Genomic DNA, 22786 nt, shown 5'->3' on the forward strand with positions numbered 1-22786 from the left:
GAGGCCCCCCTGAACGGCTTGCCCCACGCCGAGCGGCCGGCCGATGCCGCGCGCGCCGGGCCCCCGCGTCACGTCTCCAGATCCCGCTTCAGCCGGTCGAGCAGGTCGACCGCGGCGGACGCGTAGCGGCTGATCCACCGGTCGTGGATCCGCTTGACGGGGAGCACGTTCAGGTAGTTCCAGCGGTGGCGCCCCTCGCGCTTGACGATCACCAGCTCGGCCTTCTCCAGCACGCCGAGGTGCTGCATCACCGTGCAGCGATCCCAGTCGGCGAAATGAGCGCAGAGCTCGCCCGTCGTCTTCGGCCCGTCCTTGAGCAGGTCCAGGATCTCTCGCCGCCGACCGTCGGCCAGCGCCTTGAAGACGAGGTCGTCCGGATCCGCGCTTGACATGTTATAAGAATATAACATGATGAGCGGGCGGTCAATCGCCGCGCGAAGCTGGGTCCGTACGGGCGGCGCACCGGTGCGTCCGTGCGCCGAGGTGTTCGGGCGCGGGTGCGCCGGTGTACCCGTGCGCCCGCGCGCCGGTGCACCCGCGCGTCGCGCGCGGTCCGCGGCCGAGGCAGCGCCGCGACAAGGAGGCGTCATGGAGCTCAAGTTTCAGGTGCAGACGAAGGTTCAGAAGCCCGTCCACGAGGTCTTCGATGCGGTCTACAACCCGAAGAAGCTCAGCGGGTATTTCACGACCGGCGGCGCGAGCGGCCCGCTCGACGAAGGAAAGACCGTGATGTGGAGCTTCGCCGATTTCGACGGCGGCAAGCCGTTCCCGGTCTACGTCAAGCAGGTCATCGCCGACAAGCTCATCGCCTTCGAGTGGGCGGCCGGCGAGCCCGGCGACGACGGGAAGCCGGTGAACGAGCTCCCCTACAACACGCGGGTCGAGATGCACTTCGAGGCCCTGGGCCCGAGCTCGACGATGGTCCGGATCGCCGAGTCGGGCTGGAAGCAGACCGAGCAGGGATTGCAAGCCTCCTACGGCAACTGTCAGGGCTGGATGCACATGGCCTGCTGCCTGAAGGCGTACCTCGAGCACGGCATCAACCTGCGCGAGGGCTCGTTCTGAGCGGGGCGCCCGGCCGCGGTCCCAGGCCCGCGGCGAGCCCGGCAGCTCAGAACCGGCCGCCGAGCGCGGCGGCGGCGCCCCCGCGCAGGGGGACGACGTGCACCGCCGCGGTTGCGGCGGGCGCTCCGGGCTCGGCGCGGCGCAGGACGAGCGCGGCCACGGCGCCGGCGAGCGCCGCCACGCCGACGCCGAACGCGATGTTGGCGCCGAGGATCTTGGCGCGCACGGCGTCGACGTCCGCCTCCGCGCAGCGCGGGGCGCAGGTCGCCCGCAGGCGGTCGGCGTCGGCGCGCGCGCTCAGGCCGAGCGCCGCGTAGGCGACGCCGCTTCCGGCCGCGACGCCGCCGAGCGCGATCGGCAGGACGAGCGCGCTCGCGGGCGACGAGGCGGCGCGGTCCTCGCGGGGCGGGACGGCGCCGCCTCCCGGCGCGCCCGCGCTCGCCCCCGGCGCGGCCGTCCGCGCGAGGCGGGCCGAGACGCGGCGCAGCTTCTCGCCCTCGCGCACGACGAGCCGCAGCTCCACGGGAGCGCTGCCCGCGCGCTCGAACCGGAGCACGCGCTCGCCCGGGTCGACCTCGACGGCCTTGCCGTCCAGGCGCGCGGCCAGCGGCGCGCCGTCGAGGGTCACCCGCACGTCGGCCACGTCGTGGCCCTGCTCGTCCTGGGCGCTCAGGATCAGCGTCGGCACGCGCGCCGTGACGTCGGAGAGCCAGCCCGCGCAGTCCGACTGGACGAGATCCGGACAGCCGGCGCCGCCGCACGCGATGAAGCGCGCCCGCGCCTCGCGCAGCCGGCCCTCGTCGCGCAGGCGCTGGCCCTCCTCGGAGGCGGTGAAGCACGCCTCGGCGTCGCCGGCGCGAGCGCGGGCGGGCTGGAGGCACGCGAGCGCCGAGAGGGCGGCGGCGACGAGGAAGCGGGGAGAGGTGCGCGGGGTCATCGGGCCTCCGTCAGAAGCACTCGCGCTTGTAGCGCTTGTGGCCCTGTCCATCGATCACGAAGGGCGGATTGCACCCGTCGCGCGCGGGCTCGCGGCGCGGCAGCCGCCGCGCGCCCGCGCCGGCCGCCTTCGCGGCGGGCGCCGAGGGCGCAGCCGTCGCGGCGGCCGCCGTGGGCGCGGCGGGCGCCGCCGACGCATCCGGCGCCCCCGCGCCGGCCGCGAACTGCGCCCCGCGCGGGAGCGCCGCCGGCCGCGCCGCAACCCGCGCGCGCGCCGCCGCCGCCGCGACGCCGGCCCTCGCGCTGGCGCGCGGCGGCGCCTCGGCGCGCGCGAACCCGATCGCCGCCGCCGCGATCGCGAGCGCCGCGCCCGCCGCCGCCGCCGCGCCCCAGCGCCGCCGGCTCGGGCTGGCGGCGGCGGGCTGCGGCGCGCTCGCCACGGCCGCCTCCGCCGGGCCCGCCCCGGCCGTCCCGAGGGCCGCCCCGGCCGTCTCGAGGGCCGACCCGGCCGTCCCGAGGGCCGCCCCGGCCGTCTCGAGGGCCGACCCGAGCTCCGGCGGCGCGCTCGGCGTGGCCGCCCCCGGCTCGATCGCGGCGATCAGCGCCGCGCGCTGCGAGAGCGCCTCGCCCGCGAGCGACGCCACCCACGCGCCAACCTCCGAGGTCGACGCCGCGAGGCCCGTCGCCTCCAGCGCGAGCGCCATCTCGCGCGCCGTCGGGAACCGGTCCTCGGGGCCGCGCGCGAGCGCGCGCAGCGTGATCGCCTCCAGCTCCGGCGGCACCCCGGGCCGGCGGGCGCTCGGCGGATCCACGCCCGCCTGCAAGAGCCGCAGGATCGAGAGCGCCTCGCCGCGCCCCTCGAACAGGCGCTCGCCCGTCAGCGTCTCCCACAGCACCACCCCGGCCGAGTACACGTCCGCGCGCCGGTCGAGCGGCTCGCCCGCGATCTGCTCGGGCGACATATAGGCCAGCTTGCCCTTGAGCTGCCCGTCGCGCGTGATCTGCGCGCGTCCGGCCGACTTCGCCACGCCGAAGTCGAGCACGCGCGCCACCCCGTCCTCGCCGACGAGCAGGTTGTGCGGCGACACGTCGCGGTGCACGAGGCCGAGCGGGGCGCCGTCCTCCGCGGTCGCCTCGTGCGCCGCGTGCAGGCCGTGGAGCGCGCCGGCGAGCACCGCGCAGGCGATGCGCGGCGGGGGCGCGCCGCCGTCCTTGGTCGCCGCGCGCAGCAGCCGCGCCAGCGACTCGCCGTGCACGTACTCCATCACGAGCAGCACCTCGCCGCCGCTCGACACGACGTCGATCGTCGCGACCACGTTCGGGTGCCGGATCCGGGCCGCGACGCGCGCCTCGTCGAGGAGCATGGCCACGAGCTCGGGATCCCGGACGAACTGCGGGTAGAGCCGCTTGACCGCCACCGTCCGCCGGAACCCGGCCGAGCCGTGCTGGCGCCCGAGGTGCACCGTGGCCATGCCGCCGGCCCCGATCTCGTCGAAGAGCAGGTAGCGGACGACAGCCGATGCGCCGCCCTGGGCCCGCAACATCGGGGCGACGATAACACGCCCGCGGCGGATGCCGCGGCGGCATGTCAGCCGGAGCGCGGCGGCATGTCAGCCGGAGCGCGGCCTCTTCAGGTGGACCGCCGCGCGCGCAGGAGCTGGAAGTACCTCCGCGCGAGGCCCGACGCGGCCGCCGCGCTCCGGACGTTGCCCCCGTGCTGCGCGAGGACGCGCTGCACGTACCGCCGCTCGAAGTGCTCGACGATCCGCTCCCGCGCGCGCGGCAGGGGCAGGTCGAGCGCGAGGATCTCCTCGATGATGTCGCTGGATGTCGCAGCCTCGGCTCCCTCGCCGGCCCCGGCGCCCGCGGAGGCGGGCGGCGCGGGCGTGGGCGGCGGCAGCGCCGAAGACGCGGGCCCGCTCGCCGCGGCCGGCTGGGGCGCCGACGCGGGCCCGCTCGCCGCGGCCGGCTGGGTCACCGACGCGGGCCCGGAGGGCGGGGCCGGCGCGCCCGCGGAGGCGAGCCCGGCCCGGCTGGTCTCGATCGGCGCGGCCTCGCCGAGCGCCACCCGGCGCGCCACGGCGTTGTAGAGCTCGCGCACGTTGCCCGGCCAGTCGTAATCCTCGAGCCGCTCGGCAAACCCCTGCGGGAACGGCGCGCCGCGATCCGCGAGCTGCCGCCAGAAGTGGTGCGCGAGCACCGTGACGTCGCCCCGCCGCTTGCGCAGCGGCGGCAGCTCGATCCGCGCCACCGCGAGCCGGAAGAACAGATCGTCCCGGAACCGCCCCGCCTGGATCTCGCGCTCCAGGTCGCGCCGCGTCGCCGCGAGCACCCGGATGTCGACGCGGATCCACTTGTTCGAGCCGACGCGCTGCACCTCCGAGCGCTGGATGGCGCGGAGCAGCTTCGCCTGCAGGCCGAGATCGAGATCGCCGATCTCGTCGAGCAGGAGCGTGCCGCCGTGCGCCTCCTCGAAGACGCCGCGGCGGGTCTCGTTCGCGCCGGTGAAGGCGCCGCGCTCGTGCCCGAAGAGCGCCGACTCGACGAGCGTCGGCGGCACCGCGGTGCAGTCGAAGACCACGAACGGCCCGGCGGCGCGCGACCCCTGCTCGTGGATCGCCTCCGCGAGCACCTCCTTGCCGGTCCCGGTCTCGCCCTCGATGACGACGGGGACGCTCGAGGCCGCGAGGCGCTCGCAGAGCGGGTAGAGCCGCCGCATCTCCTCGCTGGCGCCGACCAGCTTGCCGAAGCGCACGGCGCGCGACAGCTCGGCCGCCTGCGTGACGCCGAGCGCCTCGACCCGGAGCACAGTCTCGCCGATGCGGACGAGCTCGCTGCCCTGGAGGTAAGCGTCGCCGACGCGGATCCCCTGGACGAAGGTGCCGTTGGTCGAGCCGAGGTCGGTGACGCGCAGCCGGGCGCCGGCGAGCTCGAAGGCGGCGTGGCGGCGCGAGACGAGCCGGTCGGTGAGGGTGATGTCGCAGGCCGGGCTGGTGCCGGCGAGCACGCGGGCGGGCAGCCCCGGCGCCACGGTGAACCGGAGGCCCTCGTCCGGGCCCGCCATGACGGAGAGGGCGAAGCTCTCGGCCGCGGCCGCGGCGGGGCGCAGCGGCCCGGGCACGAGCTCGGTGGAGGCGGCGTCGTCGTCGTTCCACGGGGGCATGCGCCCATCTCAGCAGGCCTCCGCGCCGGCGTCACGCGGCGCCGCGGCGCCGCGGCGCGTGCCTGGTCCACGAACACGGTGGGTTTCCGGCGTGATCGGATTGCTACCGAGCGTAACGCGCGCCGGCCAACGTGTTACCGATCGTAACGCAATGCCGCGGATCGAGGCGTCCAGCGCGCTCGCCCGCCATGAAACATGGTGTCGCTCAGGCCCCGCGTGTGGCACCTTGGGCGGCACTTGTAGGGATATAGCGTCGGACGAGGACCATGCGGAAAATTCTTTACGCACTGCTGTTTCTATCGATCACCGGCACCGGCTGCGGCGATGATTCGCCCGGATCCGATACGACGAGCACCGGGTCGAGCGCGACGACCAGCTCGGGGAGCTCCGGGGGGGCGACGAGCTCCAGCGGGTCGGAGGCTTCCGGCACCGGCGGCGGCGGCGGCGGCGGCGGCGGCAACGACGCTGGCGGAGGCGGAGCGGGCGCCACCGGCGGCGCTGGCGGCACGGGGGGCGAGGGCGGCGGCGACGGCGGCAGCTCCGGGGAGAGGCGCTGGGTCGGCACCTGGACGACCGGCCCGCAGCTGACCGAGACCAGCAACAACCCGCCCGCGCCTGGCCTCGCCAACAACACCCTGCGCCAGGTCATTTACACCTCGATCGGCGGCAGCAACGTGCGGCTGCTGCTCTCGAACGAGTTCGGCAACGGGCCGGTGACCATGAGCTCCGTGCACATCGCGGACTCGACGAACGCCGACGGCATCAATGCGGACACCGACACGGCCCTGACCTTCGAGGGCTCCGCGTCGGTGACCATCCCGGTGGGCAAGTCGGTCTTCTCCGATCCGATCGATTACGACCTCAAGCCCCTCACCAAGCTCGCGGTGACCATCCATTTCGGCGCCGTCCCGAGCGGGATCACCGGGCACCCGGGCTCACGGACGAACTCGTACATCCAGACCGGCAACGGGGTCTCGTCGCCGACGCTGACGTCGCCGGTGAGCACCGCTCACTGGTACTACATCACGGGCCTCGACGTCATGGCCGACCCCACGGCCCATGCGATCGCCATCCTCGGCGACTCGATCACGGACGGCCGCGGCTCGGTCACGGACGGGAACACGCGCTGGCCGGACTTCCTGTCTCGCCGGCTGCGGGCCAATCCCGGGACCGAGGACGTCGCCGTGCTGAACCTGGGGATCGGCGGGGGCACCGTGCTCGCCGGCGGGCTCGGGCCGACCGCCAAGCTGCGCTACCAGCGCGACATCCTGGACCAGCGCGGGGCTCGCTGGGCGGTCATTTTCATCGGCGTGAACGACATCGGCGGCGACAGCGCGCCGAACGTCGCCGACGCCCTGATCGCGGCCTATCAGGAGTTCATCGAGAAGGCGCACGCCAAGGGGATGCTCGTTTACGGAATCCCCATCCTGCCGTTCAAGGGCAACGGGTACTACTCCGACGCGCACGAGGCCGCCCGTCAGAAGGTCAACACCTGGATCCGCACGAGCGGCAAGTACGACGCGGTCATCGACCTGGACCCGGCGGTCGTCGACCCCAACGACCCTGCCAAGCTGCAAGACGACCTCGACTTCGAGAATGACGGGCTGCACCTGAACCCGACTGGCCTTGAGGCGATGGCGGACGCCGTCGACCTCGACCTGTTCACCAAGTAGAGCGAAGCGATCATGGGGGAGCTCGGCCGGGCGCGCGGCATCCTTGCGCGCCCGGCCAGGCACCCCCGCTTCCCCGGCGGGGAGCCGGGGAGTCGTGGCGATCGCCGAAGGCTGCGATGGACGCCTCTGCGGGAGACATCCCCTCGGCAACGCAGCCTCCTGGACGCCGGCGCTGACGCGTTGCGTTGTGCGCCCACACATGTTCATCCGTTGCGCTCCTGAGTAGCCTTGTCCCATGCGCGGAGGACACGACGCGGAGGCCGTCGCCACGGAATGTGCGCCCGCGCTCGCGGCGGCGGGCGGGCTCGTTCCACGCGCCGGCGGGCCCGAGGTGGCGCCGTGAGCCGGATCCTGCTGGTCGAGGACGAGGTCGTCATCCGGATGGAGCTCCGGCGGCTGCTCGCGCGCCACGGGCACGACGTCGTCGAGGCGGGGTCGATCGCCGAGGCCGAGGCGGCGCACGATCTGCGCGCGTTCGATCTGGTGCTCGCCGACGTGCGCCTGCCCGGCGCGCCGGGCACGGAGCTCGTCGGCCGGTGCGGCGGCGCGCCGGTCGTGCTCATGACGAGCTATGCGACCGTGAAGGCGGCCGTCGACGCGGTGAAGCGCGGCGCCGCGGATTACCTGTCGAAGCCGTTCGATCACGCCGAGCTCGTCGCGCTGGTCGATCACCACCTCGCCGGCGCGCGCTCCGCGCAAGGCGCGCCCGGGGAGAGCGCGCCGCGCCCGCCGTCGCCGGCGTCCGTGCCGCCCGCGCCGGCGCCGGCGCCGCCCGCGGCGTCCACGCCGCCCGCGTCGGACGACGAGGAGCTCGAGGGCATGATCGGCGGCTCGGCGGCCATGCGCGAGGTGTTCGCGCGGGTGCGCAAGGTGGCGCCGAGCGAGGCGACGCTGCTCGTGCTCGGCGAGAGCGGCACCGGCAAGGAGACGCTCGCCCGCGCCGTGCACCGGCTCAGCCCGCGGCGGCAGTGCCCCTTCGTGCGCGTCCACTGCGCGGCCATCCCCGAGGGGCTGATCGAGGGCGAGCTGTTCGGTCACGAGCGCGGCGCCTTCCCGGGCGCGCTCTCGGCGCGCGCGGGGCTCTGCGAGGCCGCGGAGGGAGGGACGCTCCTGCTCGACGAGATCGCCGACCTGCCGGCGCGCGTGCAGGCGCGGCTCCTCCGCTTCCTGCAGACCGGCGAGGTGCGGCGCGTGGGCGCGGCGCAGGCCCGGCGCGTCGACGTGCGCCTCGTCGCGGCGACCCAGCGGGATCTCGTGGCGATGGTGCGCCAGGGGTCTTTCCTGAGCGATCTCTACTTCCGCCTGCGGGTCCTCGAGCTCCGCCTGCCGCCGCTGCGCGAGCGGCCGGGCGACGCGGTCCGCATCGCGGAGTCGCTGCTCACGCGGCGCGCGCGGACGACGGGCCAGCGGCCGCTCGCGCTGTCGCCGGAGGCGCGCGCCGCCATCGCGGCGGCCCCGTGGCCGGGCAACGTCCGCGAGCTGGAGAACGCCATCCACCGCGCCATGGTCCTCGCCGAGGGCAGGGACATCGGGGTGGGCCTGCTCGGGCTCGACGACGCGGCGCAGCCCGCGCCGCCTCCGGCCGCGCACGAGAGCGAGCCGCGGTCCGACTCGCTCGAGGGGTATTTCCGCCGCTTCGTCCTCGAGCACCAGCACGAGCTGACCGAGACCGAGATCGCCCGCCGCCTCGGCATCAGCCGCAAGGCCCTCTGGGAGCGCCGCCAGCGGCTCGGCATCCCCCGGCCGCGCTAGTTCCGCCCGCCAGACGTCCGGCCAGGGATCCGGAGCGAGAGTTCAACGCAAAGGCGCAAAGACGCAAAGACGCAAAAAAGGTTTGTAGTTTTGCGCCTTTGCGCCTTTGCGCCTTTGCGCCTTTGCGTTTATTTCTCTATCGCTCGTGAGGCAGAGCCCTGGCGAGAGTTCTGATCCGCGGTGCTAGAACAACGATCACGTCGAGGCCGCCGACGCCACTGTCGTGCGATGGCGCCGACGCTGGTGATATATCCTACGGTCTGTGCCGTGGAAGATCTCGAGCTTTGATCCCCCGCTCACCGGCCGAGCCTCGCGCCGGCGGACCGCCTTCCGCACCGGGCGGCGTGCATGAAGCCCCTCCGCGCCTTCGAGCACAGCGAGCGCTTCGAGATCCGGCGCCAGCTCGGCGCCGGCGGGTTCGGCGCCGTCTACGAGGCCGTCGACCGGCGCTACGGCTGCGTGATCGCGCTGAAGGCCCTCTACCAGCAGTCGGAGCCGACCGCGCTGCTCCGCTTCAAGCAGGAGTTCCGCAGCCTCGCCGACCTCGTGCACCCGAACCTGGTCACCCTGCACGAGCTGCTCTCCGACGGCGGGACGTGGTGCTTCACCATGGAGCTCGTCGACGGCGTCGACTTCCTCAGCTTCGTGCGCGTCCAGCTGCCCAGCCACCGCGCGCACGCCGAGCAGGAGACGATCGTCTCGGACGCGTTCGTGGACCGCGCGTCGCTCGAGCCGAGCACCGCGCGTCCGTTCCCGACGGACGACGCCACGTGGGTGGAGCGCGCGTCCGCCGGCGCCGGCGGCGGCGTCGCGGGCCCGGACGAGGTGACCCACGCGCTGCTCGGGACCCCCGCGCCCCCGGCGCGGCGCCTGAACGGCGGCTGGCCCGAGCGCAGATCCAGCCCGCCCCGCCCGCTCCGGCAGACCTTCTCGCTCGACACGCGGCGGCTCCGGGCCGCCTTCTCGCAGCTCGTCGAGGGGGTCTCCGCGCTCCACGCCGCCAACATCCTCCACCGCGACCTCAAACCCTCGAACGTCCTCGTGACGCGCGACGGCCGCGTGGTGCTGCTCGACTTCGGGATCGCCAAGGAGCTCACGCCGAGGGCGCCGGGCGAGGCGACCGTCGAGGACCTCGTCGGCACGCCGGCGTACATGCCGCCGGAGCGGATCACCTCGGCGCCCGAGACGGAGGCCAGCGACTGGTACAGCGTCGGGGTGATGCTCTACGAGGCGCTCACCGGCGCGCTCCCGTTCGTGGGCTCGGTGGTCGACACGATCTCCGCCAAGCTCTGGTCGACGCCGACGCCGCCGTCGCTCCTCGTCGACGGCGTCCCGCGCGACCTCGACGAGCTCTGCGCGGCGCTCCTGCAGCGCGACGCGGCCGCGCGGCCCTCGGGCGCCGAGGTCGTGCGGCGCCTGCACGGCGAGCGGCCGGCGCACCCGGTCCGGTGGCTCCGCGCCCCGCCCGAGGGCGCCGAGCGGCTCGTGGGGCGCGAGCGGGAGCTCGGCGCGCTGGAGGACGGGTTCCGCGCGAGCGCCGCCGGGCGCACGATGGTCGTGCTCGTCGCCGGCCGGTCCGGGATGGGCAAGAGCGCCCTCGCGTCGAGCTTCCTGCGCGCGCTGCGCGAGCGCGGCGCCGCCACCGTGCTCGCCGGGCGCTGCCACGAGCGCGAGTCCGTGCCCTACAAGGCGCTCGACAGCCTCGTGGACGCGCTCTGCGAGCACCTCCGGCGCATGCCGGCCGCCGAGTCGGCGAGCGTCCTGCCGGACGACATCCACGCGCTCGCCCGGGTCTTTCCCGCGCTCCGCGCCGTCCCGGGCGCCGAGGTCGAGGGCGCGCCCGCGACCGCGCCGGACGCGCGGCAGGCGCGCTGGCGCGCGTTCCAGGCGCTCAAGGCGCTCTTCCGCCGCCTCGCGGCGCGCCGGCCGCTCGCGATCTGCATCGACGATCTGCAGTGGGGCGACGCGGACAGCGCGCGCCTGCTCGCCGAGCTGCTCTCGCCCCCGAACGCGCCGCGGCTCCTGCTCATCGCCTGCTACCGGAGCGACGAGGCGGAGCGCTGCGCCGCCGTCGGCGAGCTCCGGCGGCTCGCGACCCGGTGCGGCGCCGCGGTCGAGCTCCGCGAGCTGACCGTCGAGCCGCTCTCGTACGAGCAGACGATGCGCCTGGCCATCGAGCGGCTCGGGCCCGCAGCGGGCGCGCGCCTCGAGCGCGCGCAGGCGATCGCCCAGGAGTCCGAGGGAAACCCCTTGTCGGTGAGCGAGCTCATCCAGTATCTCTCGAGCCGGGACGGGGGCACGCTCGCACCGTCTGGGGGGGGAGGCGACATCAGCCTCCGGCGGGTGATCATGAGCAGGATCGACGAAATGCCCGAGCGCGCCCGGCGGCTCATCGAGATCGTCGCGGTCGCCGGATGCCCGATCGAACAGGAGGTCGCCTTCGCGGCCGCGGAGCTCGGCGAGGAGGCGCTCTCGTGCCTCACCCCGCTCCGCGCCGCCAACCTGGTCCGGATCACGGAGGCCCGCGGCGGCCCGCGCCTCGAGATCACCCACGACCGCATCCGCGAGACCGTCCTCGCCGAGCTCGATCCCGCGGCGCTCGCCGCCCGGCACGCCCGGCTGGCGCGCGCGTTCGAGGCGACGGGGCGCGCCGATCCGCAGGCGCTCATGGTCCACTTCCACGGCGCGGGGGAGCTCCTCGAGGCGGCGCGGCACGCGGCCGCCGCGGCCGATCTGGCGAGCGCCGCGCTGGCGTTCGACCGCGCGGCCGAGCTCTACGCGCAGGCGCTCGCGTGGGGGCGCGGCGGCCCCGGCGACACCCCCGAGGCGCGCCGCGATCTCCAGGTCCGGCGCGCGACCGCGCTGGCGAACGCCGGGCGCTGCCGCGACGCCGCGCCGCTCTTCCTCGCCGCGGCCGAGGGCGCGCCGCCCGCCGTGGCGCTCGATCTGCGCCGGCGCGCCACCGAGCAGTACCTCGTCGGCGGCCACCTCGAGGAGGGCACCTCCGCGCTCGTCCCGCTCCTCGCCGAGGTCGGGCTCGGCTATCCGGCGACGACCGCGCGTGCGGTCATGACCGTGGCGGCGCTCTACGCCCGCATCCGGCTGCGCGGCCAGGCGTTCCAGGAGCGCGCCGCGGCCGAGATCCCGCCCGATGTGCTCACGCGGATCGATCTCTGCCTCTCGGTCAGCAAGGCGCTCACCGACGTCGATCCGCTGCGCTCGACGGTGTTCCTGTTCCGCAGCCTGCTGCTCTCGCTCGACGCGGGCGAGCCGTCCCGCGTCGCCCTGGGCCTCTCCGCCTTCGGGCTCATCTCGGCGTTCCAGGGGACGCCGGCGGCGATCGAGGAGGGGTCGAGGCTGCTCGCGCGCGGCGAGGCGATCGCGGAGCGGCTCGGCGACGGCAGGCTCGGCAGCGTCATCCGCATCTACGTGGGCGGCGCGCACCTCGTGCGCGGGGCGTGGCGCGAGGCGCTCGACTACTACGACGTCACCCGCCGGCAGCTCGAGGAGCGCTGCGTCGGCGTCGAGATGGAGCGCAACCTGGCGCAGGCCGGCGCCGTGGTCGCGCTGGAGGCGCTCGGCCGGTTCGTGGAGCTCGCGGAGCGCACGGCGAGCTGGCGCCGCAGCGCGACGGCGGTGGGCAACCTGTTCGCGTCGGTGTCCGCGACGATCGCGTCCGCGGTGCCGCTGCTCGCCGCGGACGACGCGGCCGAGGCGCGGAGGTGCGTGCGCGAGGTGGTCGCCCGCTGGGCGAGGGGGGCGCGGGGGTCGATGCACGTGCAGCACCTCTACGCGCTGCGCCTCGAGACCCTGGCGGACCTGTACGAGGGCGAGGCCGACGCGGCGCGCGCGCGGCTCCTCGCCGAGTGGCGCGGCATCGAGCGCTCGCAGCAGCTGCGGGTCCAGCCGGCCCGCATGGACATGCTGCTCCTGCGCGCGCGGACGGCGATCGCGGCGGCCGCGGCGCGGCGCTCCGGCCGGGAGCCGCTCCTCCGGGAGGCCGAGGCGGACGCGGCCCGGCTCGAGCGCGAGGTGCGGCGCGACGGCGCCCCGCTCGCGGCGCTGCTCCGGGCGGGCGTCGCGCGGCTCCGCGACCGGCCGAGCGAGGCGATCGTGCAGCTCGGCGCCGCGGCGCGCGGCTTCGACGCGGTGGACATGGCGCTCCACGGCGCCTGCGCCCGCCGCGGCCGGGGGGAGCTGCTCGGCGGCGACGCCGGGCGTGCGCTCGTCGCGCAGGCCGACGAGGCGATGGCCCGCCAGGGGGTCCGCCGCCCGGATCGATGGACCGCGCTCTACCTGCCGGGCTTCGGCGGCCCAGGAGGCTGACCTCGATGCTTCGCCGCTCCCGCGCCGCGCGCGCCTCCTCGATGTCTCCGGCGTGGGCCGCGGCCGTCTGGACCGCGCTCGCCGCGGCCGTCGGCTGCCCGGGTTGCACCTCGCAGGCCGGCCTCGCCTCGCCGCCGGAGCCGGCGCAATCGGACGCGCAGGCGCTATCGCCGTTCGTCGCCCGGCCGCTGCCCTATGCGGCGGAGCCGGGCTGGCGGTCGCGCCATGAAGAGGACGTGTACTCGATGGGCCTCGGGCTGGCCGACATCGACGGCGATGGCTTCAAGGACATCGTCGTGGCGAACGGCAACGACATGACGAAACAGCCGATCGTCGTCTATTACAACGACGGGACGGGCCGTTTCCCGCCGGAGCCCAGCTGGTCGTCGGCGGACGCCGACTACAACACCGGGCTCGCCGTGGGCGACATCGATCGGGACGGCTGGGTGGATGTCGCGGTGAGCGTCGGCCCCCGGGAGCCCGGCACCCTGAAGCTCGGGCACGTCAAGGTGTACAAGAACCGCGGCGGCGCGCTGGAGCCGACGCCGGGCTACCGCAGCGCGGACGGCTACTCGAGCGTCGGCTGCGCGCTCGGCGACGCGGATGGCGACGGGGATCTGGATCTCGCGGCCTCCGTGGCGCTCGAGGAGGGGTATGCGCCGGGCCCCGCGCGGATCTACGAGAACGTCGGCGGCGCGCTGTCCCCGCTGCCGAGCTGGAAGAGCGCGAGGGTCGATCACAGCTTCGGCATGGAGTTCGCCGACATCGACGAGGACGGCCTGCTGGATCTCGCCGTCGCGATGCCGGGCGTGCCGATCTTCCGCGGCGTGCTGCGGGACGGCGGCGTCATCTCCCTCCCGCGGGAGCCTGCCTGGACGGCGAGCGAGTCCATCCAGTATCCGATGTTCCTGGACGCGGGGCGACTCGGCGCCTCGACCGGGCTCGTGGTCTCGTACAGCGACTTCGGTGCTGGCACCGCCCCGGCGGGCCGCGCGCAGGGCGCGGGCGCGCCCGGGCGGGGGGCGGCGGGCGCGAGCTCGACCCGGTTCGAGGCCTATGCGCCAGGGCGCCAGCGCGGCCCGACCTGGAGGTCGGCGAGCGCCGGCTGGGGGGCTGGCGTCGCGCTGGCCGACGTGAGCGGCGACGGCGTGCTCGATCTGATCGCGGGCCGCTGGGGCCCGGCCCCGCCGCCGAACGCGCTGGGCGCGCCGCTGCACATCTACCTCGGGCTGGGCGGCGGGTTCACCCGGGAGCCCGTCTGGTCCTCGGCGACGATGACGGTGCAGGAGACCATCGCGCTCGCCGACCTGGGCCGGGAGGCATTGCAGTCGGCGACCGAGACGTTCCGCATCGAGCGCGAGCAGGCCGTGATCACGCTCTCTCGCCCGGTCATCGAGCAGATCGACGAGATCCGCCGGAACGGCGCGCCCGTCGCGCCGCGCGACGTCGCCTCGCTCCCGGGCGGGAGCTGGGTTTCGTTCGCGCAGCGGCTCCGGCCCGGCGATGAGGTGGAGGTCCGCTATTCGTACTCGACGGAGCTGGACATCGTCGAGACGAACTGGGATACATCGAATTTCATCTACTATCATCGGACGTCGTCCCGGTGAGCGCCGGGCGGCGCGTGGGCGCAGGGCCCTTGCCGCGTCCATCACCCTAGCCGTGGAGCGGTTCTCATGTTGATGTTCTTCATCGCCGATCTCGCGCGCGATCCCAACCTGCAGGCCGCCTTCAGCGAGGATCCGGAGCGCGCCATGGCGCAAGCCGGCCTCTCGGACGAGCAGAAGGCGCTCTTGCGGACCCGCGATCCGAAGCGCATCGCCGACGCGGTGGCGCAGGAGGTCGAGGCCCTGCCGATCCGGTCGGTGAGCCCGGTGGTCAACTGGATCGGCCCCGTGCTCCATGTCACGGCCGTCGAGCCGAACAGCGGCGTGCACGGGCAAGAGGTCAAGACGGTCGTGTACGGCACGTATTTCGAGAGCACGATGGCGTGCTCGCTGGTGCAGGGCACTTCGGTCATCTCCGGGGTTGTCTCGAATGTGGTCACGGGGATGAACTCGCGGATGGAGGTGCGGTTCAACCTGGCCAACGCGGTCCCCGGCCCGTACGGCGTGCAGGCGAGGTCGCGGAAGGCCGAGAGCACGCTGCCGAGGGCGTTCGAGGTGAAGCGCGCTCGCCAGACGCCGGTGTGAGCGGCCGGGGCGGCGCGGCCCCGCGGGGTAGTGCTCAAATTTGCCCGGAGAGAGCTCACATGAAGGCGGGAAGGCAGGAAGAGCATTGAACTTTCCTTCCCGCCTTCCCGCCTCCATGTTCGATGTTGAGCACTGCCCTCCGCGGGGAGGTCCGGGGTGATCGTCCCGGTGCACGCGCTGATGGCCGAGGGCGCGGCGCTGCTCCCGCCGGCGCTGGTGTCGCCGGCGGCGCACGCGCGCCTCGCCGCGGCGGCGGCCGGCCTGCCTGCGGCGGCCTCCTGCGCAGCCGTCGAGTGCCGGCTCGACGGCTCCGAGCGGGTCGATCTGCTGGTCTGTCTGACGGCGGCGGAGGGGGGGCACCGCGCGCTCGCGCGGCGGCGCGCCGATCTCGACCTGCTCGCCGAGCCGGCGTGGGCGCGGGTGGCCGCGTTTTGCGCGGAGTGGGCGGACCCTGGCTCGCCGCTCTACCGCGGTATTCCGCTGCTCTGGCTCGAGCTCGACCTCCCCGACGACGGGGCGCGGCTACCGTCGTCCGTGCCGGCGCCGTATCCGTTTCCCTGCGTCGATCCCGCCGTGCCGGGCGGCGTCACGCCGGGCGCTGCGGGCGATGGGGCGGGGCTTCCGGAGCAGACGGGCGTGATCCGGCGGGCGCTCGCGCTTTTGCTGGGCGAGCCCGTGCCGCCCGCGGTCGACGGCGCCTTGCTCCGGTGCATCGCGCGGCTGCCGCCGAGCGGGCGCGCGATGCACGTGGCCCCGCTCGCCGTGCGGGGGCGCGCCGCGGTGCGCCTGGTGGTCGCGATGGGGAAGGCCGATGTCCCGGCGTACCTGGCGCGGATCGACTGGCCCGGATCGATCGCGGACATCGAGGCGCTCCTCGACAGCATGGTTCCTTTCACGAGCCATGTCGGCTTCCACCTCGACGTCGGCGCGGCGGTGGAGCCGATGCTGGGCCTGGAGATCTCGGTTCCGGTCGTGGATGTCCGCTGGGCGACGGCGCTGGACCGGCTGGTCGCGCTCGGCGCGTGCTTGCCGGACAAGCGCGACGCGATCCTGGCCTGGCCGGCGGACGCGCGGCCCTGGCCGGGCCGGGGGTGGCCGACGCGGCTGCGTCAGGGCGTCATGCTCAAGCTGGTCTACCGGCCGGACGCGCCGCTGGAGGCGAAGGCGTATCTCGGGATCACGCCGTATGTGGCGCTGTTCGGGTGAGCGCGGCGGCGGGCGGAGAGGGCGAGTCAGTGGGCGCGGCCGGGGCGGGCGAGACGATCGGGATTCGGCGGATCAAGGGGGGAAGACGGAACCGCGGTTCAGGATGCCCCCCGGATCCTGCTGCGCCTTGAGGCCGCGGAGGGCCGTATAGGTCTCCTCGCCGAAGCACGCGCGGTAGGCGTCGGCGCCGGAGGTCGACTCGGACTGGATGTAGCGGCGGCAGCCGAGCTCGATGGCGGCCCGCGTGAGCGCCTCGTCATAGGCCCGCAGCGGGCCCGCGGCGTCGCCGGGGGGCAGGCGCAGCGCGCCCCAGGAGCCGAGCGCGAAGAACGGCTCGTCGCGCGGGTAGACGAGCGGCGGCACCGGGCGCCGCTGGCGGATCGGGTATGCGTAGCGCCGGCGGTACGAGAGCAGGCCCGCGTGCTCCGCCTCGAGGGCGGCGAGCCGCGCCTGCGCCTTCGCGAGGCTCCTTCCGGGGGTGAACAGCGTGAACCACAGGAGGCGCTCGTCGCGCTCGGCCTCGTCCGGACCGGGGCCCTGCAGGTCTGGCGAGGCGGCGATGAGCTCGCGGCCGACGCTGGCGCCGGCCGGGTAGGGCGGGGGAGCCGCGGTGTCCAGCGGGTGGAGGTCGAGCGTCACCTCGACGACGACGCCGAGCTGGCCCATCGCGCCGAACAGCCATGGAAAGAGCGCATGATGCCTGTCGACGCGCTGAAGGCGGCCCGTGCCGTCGACGAGCGTCAGGGCCGCGACGTTCTCCCAGAAGCCCCCGTGCAGGTTGGAGCGCGGCCCGAAGCCGCCCGCGGCGACGAACCCGGCGACCGAGGGCCCGGCGTGGCCGTCGTTCACGACGGGCACGGTGTAGCCGTGGCGCTCCGCGACGTTGCGCAGGCTCCAGAGGACGACGCCGGCGCCCGCGGTCACGGTGCCTTCGGTTTCGAATCGGACGTCGCCGAGGCGCTCCGTGCGGAGGAGGAGCTCGTGCGCGGCGGGCAGGGAGGCGCCGTTGAGCGCGTGGCCCTGGCCGCGGATCCGCACGGGGACGCCGTGGCGGTGGGCCGTCCCGAGGGCGTCGGCGAGCTCGGCGGACGAGGCGGGAGCGATCTCGCAAAAGGTGTCGGCGCTCTGCCGGAGACGGCCGAAATGGGAGATCGGGGCGGAGACCACGCGCGGGGCGAACGCGGAGAAGAGCTCGCGGAGCTGCTGCAGGGGGCGCACGGGGCGAGCGTACACGGGGGAGAGATCGACGCAAAGGCGCCAAGGCGCAAGGAGGGGAAGAGGGGGAATCGGCGATCGGGGTGCGTATTACGCAGATCGCGCGATGAGCGTCAACGTGGGGCAATGTGGCACAAAATCAGGACGAACCCATGGGCTTCTCGACCGGCGCGAGCTCGACCCAATGTATGATGGCTCAAGAGCTACCATGCGTTGCCTGCGTGAGGAGACCCTTGTAGCGATGCAGCGCCAGATGGTGGCGATCCTGGCTGACGATCTGGCTCGGCATCTCGTTCAGCGATACCGTGGCTCCAGCCTCCTGCGTCTGTTCGGCGAGCAGGCACTCATGGATCTCAGCCGAATGGCTACCAAAGACGCGGTGCGGAGGGGCATCGATGTAGACGCCGACATCCGTGAGTTCGTCGAAGGATCGATGGATCTGGGCTACCGCTTCCCGGACGACCCGGCGTTTGCTTGGGCCGGCGACTCGATGCGCGGCGGGACCAGCGCCTACCGTTGGTTCTCCAAGCTCCGGATCGCCCTGCGAAAAAGGAGGGTGAGCGCGCTCGACGTCGCCGTCGCAAAGGCTTCGGAGGTGTTCGCTGGGCGAGCCCTGAGATCAATGAACGCCGAGGAGTACCTCAGCATGCTCGGCGCGATCAATCCTGGCAAGCTCGACGCGAGCGCTCCTGAGGTGCTGCTCGGCGGATGCTCGGCGCTGACCACGGAGCAAGTTCAGAGAGGCGTGACGATGTTCTTGTTTGGTGCCTGCTGTGATGAAACACCGCTCTGGGGCCGCCTCCGCGCGAGCGCCGGCGGGAGCCCGCGCACCTGGTCGGTGATCGCGGACCTGTCCGCCCCCGGCCTCGGGGTCCTCTGATGGGCAGGTGCGCTTGCTGCGCCTCCTCTGTCCAAATTGCGCAGCAGTGCCACGACTGCGAGCACCTCTGGCGCGAGGTCGATGCCGTGGCCGACCCTGTCGTGCGCTCTTACAACACACCCCGGGCATGGGTACAGACGAATACCCTGATCAACGCTCGTTACTCCACGCTGTTTTCCGCGAATAACAGGCTGCTCTTCGCGGGGGGCGCGTCCTTCGGCTCGTTCGCCGTCGGCTGCAATTTTCGCCTGATCGAATTTCTTCTCGATCTGGCCGATTCAGATCCTGGGCGCCTGATACTGCTCGCAAGGAATCCCAGCCTGGGCGCCGGTTTTGGCGAGGGCGTCACCGCGTTCCTGCGGACCATCAATTGGACGCTGAGCTCGTTTCCGCATGTTCGGTTCGCGCTGGAGACGATCCGGCAACTCTTGATATTTTCTGCGAACAGGCTTCGCGACGGGAACGTCGGCGTCTTCATGGACATGTTCCCGATTCAGCTGTTCTATCATCTGCATATGCTGGAATATGCCAGCGCAGACGTCGGCGACCGCGCTCACGCGGCGCTATTCCGCTGTTGTTTGCGAAATTTTGCCGAACACTTGCGCATTTGCCGCCGACAGCGGTACTCGAGGTACGAAACGTTCGATGAGCAGGACTACCTCTTCAATGGAGGCGTCGCGCTCGCAGAGGACCGATTCTTCGACGCGGCTACATCCATTCTCCGTCATGAACAGTACCTCACCCTCGAGGAGACGGTGTACAACGTGGGGCGCGGGTACGTCTTGGATGCGTTTGATGAGATCGGCGATACCGTGTTTGCGGCCCTCGTCGAAGGCATGCGAATGTGCGGCCTTATCAAGGCATTTTTCTACGCAGACTGCTCCCCCTCGTCACCTCCGGTTCAATATACGCACGCCTATGCCGGGGATGCTGGATTCCACAGACCTGACATACGATGGCCTTACATGCTCGAAGGCGTGAGGAAGGCTACGACGCTCGCAGGTATGCGCCGCTACCTCGTCTCTGGCGCGAGCCCGAATTCGGCGCCCGAGCAGGGCGAGACCAGGACACACATCCTTTCTCAGCTGCACCGGATGAGAGGAGGGGTGACCATCAGACCGTCAAGAGACGCGCGCTTTGTCGGATAAAGGTCTGTGTCTGCGCGCTGCCCGGCCGCCTCTTCGTCTCGCCCCGGCGCCGTCCCGCTATCGATCGTCGAGGAAGGCCGACGGCCCCTCTAGCTCCTCGAGCGTCCGGCTCAGCGCCTCGAGCGCCGCGCCGGCCTCGTGGAAGCGACGCTCGCCGAGCAGGCGCAGGTAGCTCGCGAACGCGTCGTTGGCCCGCTGCGCCAGCCCGTCGGTCACGCCGCGCGCGCCGGGCGCCTCTGGCACGCCGGGCACGCCCGCCGCGGCCGGCGTCGGGGGCGGCCCGCCCTCGAGGAGCCCGCGCAGCGCCGCGTCGAGCGAGCTCGCGAAGCTCATCCGGTCGCCGTGCATCACCACCACGACGCGGAGCTCCGGATACGCCGCCGTGTCCGCCTGGAGGAAGATCGGCTCGACATAGAGGAGCGTGTCCTCGACAGGGATGACCAGCGCGTTGCCGCGGATCACCTTCTGACCGCGCTGGCTCCACAGGGAGAGCTGCGCCGACAGCACCGGATCCTGATCGATCTTCGTGTCCATCTGCTGGGTGCCGAGCACCCGCGTGTCCTTCGGGAACTTGTATGCGAGCATGCGCCCGTAGTCGTCGCCGTCGGACATGCCGGCGATCCAGCCGATGAGCACCTGCCGGTCCTTCGGCGTGAACGGCAGGATCAGGGTGAACTCGGGCCGACCCTCGCCGGGCGGCTTCCACATCACATAATAGGGCTCCACCGGCTGGACCTTGTCGTAGTACTTCTCGGTCGCGCGCGCCCAGAGGTCCTCCTGGTTGTAGAACACCTCGGGATCCGTCATGTGGTACTTCGCGTAAACGAGGCCCTGCGCGAGGAGGAAATCCTCCGGATAACGCACGTGCGCGCGGAGCTCCGCCGGCATCTCCTCGCGCGGCAGGAGCAGGCCGGGGAAGATGCGGCTGTAGACCTGGAGGATCGGATCCTCTGGCTCGAAGACGTAGAGCCGCACCGAGCCGTCGTAGGCGTCGACCACCGCCTTGACCGAGTTGCGCACGTAGTTCGCGCGGCGGAGGTGATGCGCGAACCCCGCCCGCCCGCCCGCGTCGCCCGGCGCGCTCATCCCGGCGCCCTCGGCCGAGAAGAAGCTCTCGCTGTAGGGGTAGTAGCTCGACGTGGTGTACGCATCGAGGATCCAGTGGAGCCGCCCGCCGGCGACGACGATGTACGGATCGCGATCCAGGGCCAGGAAGGGGGCGATCGCCCCCACGCGCTCGCGGACCTCGCGGCGGAACATCACCCGGCTGTCGTCCGTGGGGATGCCGGACGCGAGGAGGCTCGTGCCGCCGAGCTTCCACCCGAAGAGGAGCTTGCGGAAGAAGCCGTCGAGCGCGATCCCGCCGGTGCCCGCGTAGCGCGTGTAGACGTTCTCCGAGCCGCTCGGATAGTCGAACTCCGGCTCCCTGGAGTTGGCCACCACGTAGCCGTGGGTGGTCTCTCCATAATAGATCTCCGGCCGCTCGATCGCGATCTCGGGCGAGGCGGAGACGGGCGGGATGTCCTTCACGAGCAGGTTCGGCTGCCCGTCGTGCGTGAAGTCGTGCGCCGAGGCCATCGCGACGCCGTAGCCGTGCGTGTACTTGAAGCGACGGTTGACGAAGGTCTGGTGCTCGCGCGGCAGGTTCTCGGCGTTGAGCTCGCGCGGGGCGAGCATGACCTGCCGGTAGCGGTCGCCCACGGCGTAGCGATCGATGTCGATGCCAGGCATCTCGTAATAGAGGCGGATCGCCTGGAACTGATGGATCACGGCCTCGAGCGCGCGCGGGTCCCAGAGGCGCACCTCGGACAGGAGATCCTGGTTGTCCGCCAGGGTCTCGCGGGTGAGCCGGTCGGAGACGGGGAACTCGGTGACCTCGATGTCGTGGAGGCGGAACCCCGCGCGGGTGAACGCGATGTTGTGGGCGAGGTAGGGGCGCTCGAGCGCGAGCTCGTTGGGCACGACCTTGAGCCACTGGACGAGCGCCGGGAGCACGTGCATGCCGAGCGCCCACGGCACCGCCACGAGCAGCGCCGGCAGCGCGGCGAGCCTCGCCAGGGCGCGCCGGCCCGCGCCGCGCTCGACGGCGGCGGCGCGGCAGAGGGCGCGCTGCACGGGCGGGAGGAAGAGCGCGATCCCCACGAGCGCCGCGATGACGGCGACGACGCGGGTGGCGGGCAGGCGCACGTGGACGTCGGTCCAGCCCGGGCCCACGACCACGCCCCATGACGAGTACATGAGGTGATAGGCCGCGAGCCACCGCCCCCAGGCGATGACGAGCGCGAGCGCGCCGAGAGAGAAGAAGAGCGCGCGGTACCGCGCGACGCCGGCGGGCGCGGCGTCCGCGGTGGGAGCCGCGATGTCCGGCGCCGCGGCGCGCTCCGCAGGGAGGTCCGCCGGGGGCCCCGTGACCTGCTCCGCAGGAGGCGCCGCGATGCGCTCCGCAGGAGGCGCCGCGACGTGCTCCGCAGGAGGCGCCGCGACGTGCTCCGCAGCAGGCGCCGCGACGTGCTCCGCGGCGGGACCGGTCGTCCGCCGCGCCGACGCGAGGTCCGCGTCGACCGCCGCCCCGGCGAGCGCGAGGAGCGCGAGGGTCCACAGCAGGAAGTACACCGCATCGTAGAACGGCAGCGAGAACAGGTAAAACGAGGTGCTCCGGCCGAGGATGGGGTCGCGCAGCGCCGTGGGCACCTGCGCGAGGAAGCGCAGGATCACCTCCCAGCCGAAGAAGCCCCAGAGGGCGCCGAACGCCGCGCCGAGCAAGGTCGGGACGCGGCGCGCGCCGAGCGACCGCGCAGGGAGGGTCAGCAGGAAGACGAGGAGCGCGCCGAGCGAAGCGGCCGCGAGCGCCGAGATCGACCGGGCCAGCGTCGCCGTCCAGAAGCGCGCCGTGTAACCGAGCTCGGCGAACCAGAGGTACTCGCCCCAGAAGCTCAGGAACCCGAAGAACGCGAGCGTGCCGGCCGCGAGCAGCGCTCCCGCCGCGACGGGCAGGCGCCTGCGCATCCACATCCCCCACGCGATCAGGGCCGCTCCGGCGCCGAGCAGCACCACGATGAAAAGAATGTACATTCGATGCCTCCCTTTGGCGGGGCCCCACGCGGGGCGCGACGTGTGCGCCCTCAGGGCGCAAGGTCCGCGCCCGATCCAGAGCCGCGAATGCGTGTCCGCGACGCACGGGCACGCGAGCTGGCAGCCGGGACCGCGGGCAGGGCGGCTCGCCCGGCCGCGCG

General features: G+C 73.3%; 15 protein-coding genes. 9 read left to right on the plus strand and 6 right to left on the minus strand.

Annotated elements, in window-relative coordinates; translation table 11 throughout:
* Nucleotides 1-68: 68 nt before the first annotated feature.
* Entirely contained in the window at nucleotides 69-392 is a 324-nt protein-coding gene (locus WMF26_RS16180) for a helix-turn-helix domain-containing protein (protein WP_020735210.1), read from the minus strand.
* Nucleotides 393-588: 196 nt separating this feature from the next.
* Between WMF26_RS16180 and WMF26_RS16185 the strand changes: the two genes are divergently transcribed.
* Nucleotides 589-1065, plus strand: a complete 477-nt coding sequence (locus tag WMF26_RS16185) for an SRPBCC domain-containing protein (RefSeq protein WP_437947045.1) — start codon at nucleotides 589-591, stop codon at nucleotides 1063-1065.
* Nucleotides 1066-1111: 46 nt separating this feature from the next.
* On the opposite strand, the gene WMF26_RS16190 is transcribed toward WMF26_RS16185, so the two are convergent.
* From WMF26_RS16190 to WMF26_RS16200, 3 genes are all read right to left on the minus strand, one after another.
* On the minus strand, nucleotides 1112-2002 hold the full coding sequence (locus WMF26_RS16190) for a hypothetical protein (RefSeq protein ID WP_438001057.1): 891 nt from the start codon (nucleotides 2000-2002) through the stop codon (nucleotides 1112-1114).
* Between the two features lie 10 nt (nucleotides 2003-2012).
* Nucleotides 2013-3545 carry a serine/threonine-protein kinase gene (locus WMF26_RS16195; RefSeq protein WP_438001058.1) on the minus strand — a complete coding sequence of 511 codons (1533 nt, stop codon included), beginning with the start codon at nucleotides 3543-3545 and terminating at the stop codon, nucleotides 2013-2015.
* Between the two features lie 86 nt (nucleotides 3546-3631).
* Nucleotides 3632-5164 (minus strand): sigma 54-interacting transcriptional regulator, encoded by a 1533-nt coding sequence (locus WMF26_RS16200; RefSeq protein WP_438001059.1) that lies wholly within the window; start codon nucleotides 5162-5164, stop codon nucleotides 3632-3634.
* A gap of 266 nt (nucleotides 5165-5430) precedes the next feature.
* Between WMF26_RS16200 and WMF26_RS16205 the strand changes: the two genes are divergently transcribed.
* From WMF26_RS16205 to WMF26_RS16230, 6 genes are all read left to right on the plus strand, one after another.
* Entirely contained in the window at nucleotides 5431-6837 is a 1407-nt protein-coding gene (locus tag WMF26_RS16205; RefSeq protein ID WP_438001060.1) for an SGNH/GDSL hydrolase family protein, read from the plus strand.
* 339 nt (nucleotides 6838-7176) lie between these two features.
* On the plus strand, nucleotides 7177-8589 hold the full coding sequence (locus WMF26_RS16210) for a sigma-54-dependent transcriptional regulator (protein ID WP_438001061.1): 1413 nt from the start codon (nucleotides 7177-7179) through the stop codon (nucleotides 8587-8589).
* Nucleotides 8590-8937: 348 nt separating this feature from the next.
* The gene (locus tag WMF26_RS16215; protein ID WP_438001062.1) at nucleotides 8938-12915 is read left to right on the plus strand and encodes a serine/threonine-protein kinase; all 3978 of its coding nucleotides are present in this window, start codon (nucleotides 8938-8940) and stop codon (nucleotides 12913-12915) included.
* A 5-nt stretch (nucleotides 12916-12920) separates the two neighbouring features.
* Entirely contained in the window at nucleotides 12921-14522 is a 1602-nt protein-coding gene (locus WMF26_RS16220; RefSeq protein ID WP_438001063.1) for an FG-GAP-like repeat-containing protein, read from the plus strand.
* 66 nt (nucleotides 14523-14588) lie between these two features.
* Entirely contained in the window at nucleotides 14589-15104 is a 516-nt protein-coding gene (locus WMF26_RS16225; RefSeq protein ID WP_438001064.1) for a hypothetical protein, read from the plus strand.
* Nucleotides 15105-15260: 156 nt separating this feature from the next.
* Complete coding sequence (locus WMF26_RS16230) at nucleotides 15261-16310, plus strand: hypothetical protein (protein ID WP_438001065.1); 1050 nt, start codon at nucleotides 15261-15263, stop codon at nucleotides 16308-16310.
* Between the two features lie 72 nt (nucleotides 16311-16382).
* Here the strand turns inward: WMF26_RS16230 and WMF26_RS16235 are convergent, their stop codons facing one another.
* Nucleotides 16383-17528 (minus strand): FAD-binding oxidoreductase, encoded by a 1146-nt coding sequence (locus tag WMF26_RS16235; RefSeq protein ID WP_438001066.1) that lies wholly within the window; start codon nucleotides 17526-17528, stop codon nucleotides 16383-16385.
* Nucleotides 17529-17766: 238 nt separating this feature from the next.
* Here WMF26_RS16235 and WMF26_RS16240 point away from each other — a divergent pair, with 238 nt between their 5' ends.
* Nucleotides 17767-18405: a hypothetical protein gene (locus tag WMF26_RS16240; RefSeq protein ID WP_438001067.1), complete on the plus strand. Its 639-nt coding sequence runs from the start codon at nucleotides 17767-17769 to the stop codon at nucleotides 18403-18405.
* A gap of 86 nt (nucleotides 18406-18491) precedes the next feature.
* Nucleotides 18492-19553, plus strand: a complete 1062-nt coding sequence (locus WMF26_RS16245) for a DUF2515 family protein (RefSeq protein ID WP_438001068.1) — start codon at nucleotides 18492-18494, stop codon at nucleotides 19551-19553.
* Nucleotides 19554-19610: 57 nt separating this feature from the next.
* Here the strand turns inward: WMF26_RS16245 and WMF26_RS16250 are convergent, their stop codons facing one another.
* Nucleotides 19611-22625 carry a UPF0182 family protein gene (locus WMF26_RS16250; RefSeq protein WP_438001069.1) on the minus strand — a complete coding sequence of 1005 codons (3015 nt, stop codon included), beginning with the start codon at nucleotides 22623-22625 and terminating at the stop codon, nucleotides 19611-19613.
* Nucleotides 22626-22786 lie beyond the last annotated feature (161 nt).

Source organism: Sorangium sp. So ce185, assembly GCF_051526825.1.
Taxonomy (GTDB): domain Bacteria; phylum Myxococcota_A; class Polyangia; order Polyangiales; family Polyangiaceae; genus Sorangium; species Sorangium cellulosum_D.

Coding starts and splice junctions, on each gene's coding strand:
- WMF26_RS16185 (WP_437947045.1), top strand. CDS start 589: ATGGAGCTCAAGTTTCAGGTGCAGACGAAGGTTCAGAAGCCCGTCCAC.
- WMF26_RS16250 (WP_438001069.1), bottom strand. CDS start 22,625: ATGTACATTCTTTTCATCGTGGTGCTGCTCGGCGCCGGAGCGGCCCTG.
- WMF26_RS16205 (WP_438001060.1), top strand. CDS start 5,431: ATGCGGAAAATTCTTTACGCACTGCTGTTTCTATCGATCACCGGCACC.
- WMF26_RS16215 (WP_438001062.1), top strand. CDS start 8,938: ATGAAGCCCCTCCGCGCCTTCGAGCACAGCGAGCGCTTCGAGATCCGG.
- WMF26_RS16195 (WP_438001058.1), bottom strand. CDS start 3,545: ATGTTGCGGGCCCAGGGCGGCGCATCGGCTGTCGTCCGCTACCTGCTC.
- WMF26_RS16220 (WP_438001063.1), top strand. CDS start 12,921: ATGCTTCGCCGCTCCCGCGCCGCGCGCGCCTCCTCGATGTCTCCGGCG.
- WMF26_RS16225 (WP_438001064.1), top strand. CDS start 14,589: ATGTTGATGTTCTTCATCGCCGATCTCGCGCGCGATCCCAACCTGCAG.
- WMF26_RS16200 (WP_438001059.1), bottom strand. CDS start 5,164: ATGCCCCCGTGGAACGACGACGACGCCGCCTCCACCGAGCTCGTGCCC.
- WMF26_RS16190 (WP_438001057.1), bottom strand. CDS start 2,002: ATGACCCCGCGCACCTCTCCCCGCTTCCTCGTCGCCGCCGCCCTCTCG.
- WMF26_RS16240 (WP_438001067.1), top strand. CDS start 17,767: ATGCAGCGCCAGATGGTGGCGATCCTGGCTGACGATCTGGCTCGGCAT.
- WMF26_RS16180 (WP_020735210.1), bottom strand. CDS start 392: ATGTCAAGCGCGGATCCGGACGACCTCGTCTTCAAGGCGCTGGCCGAC.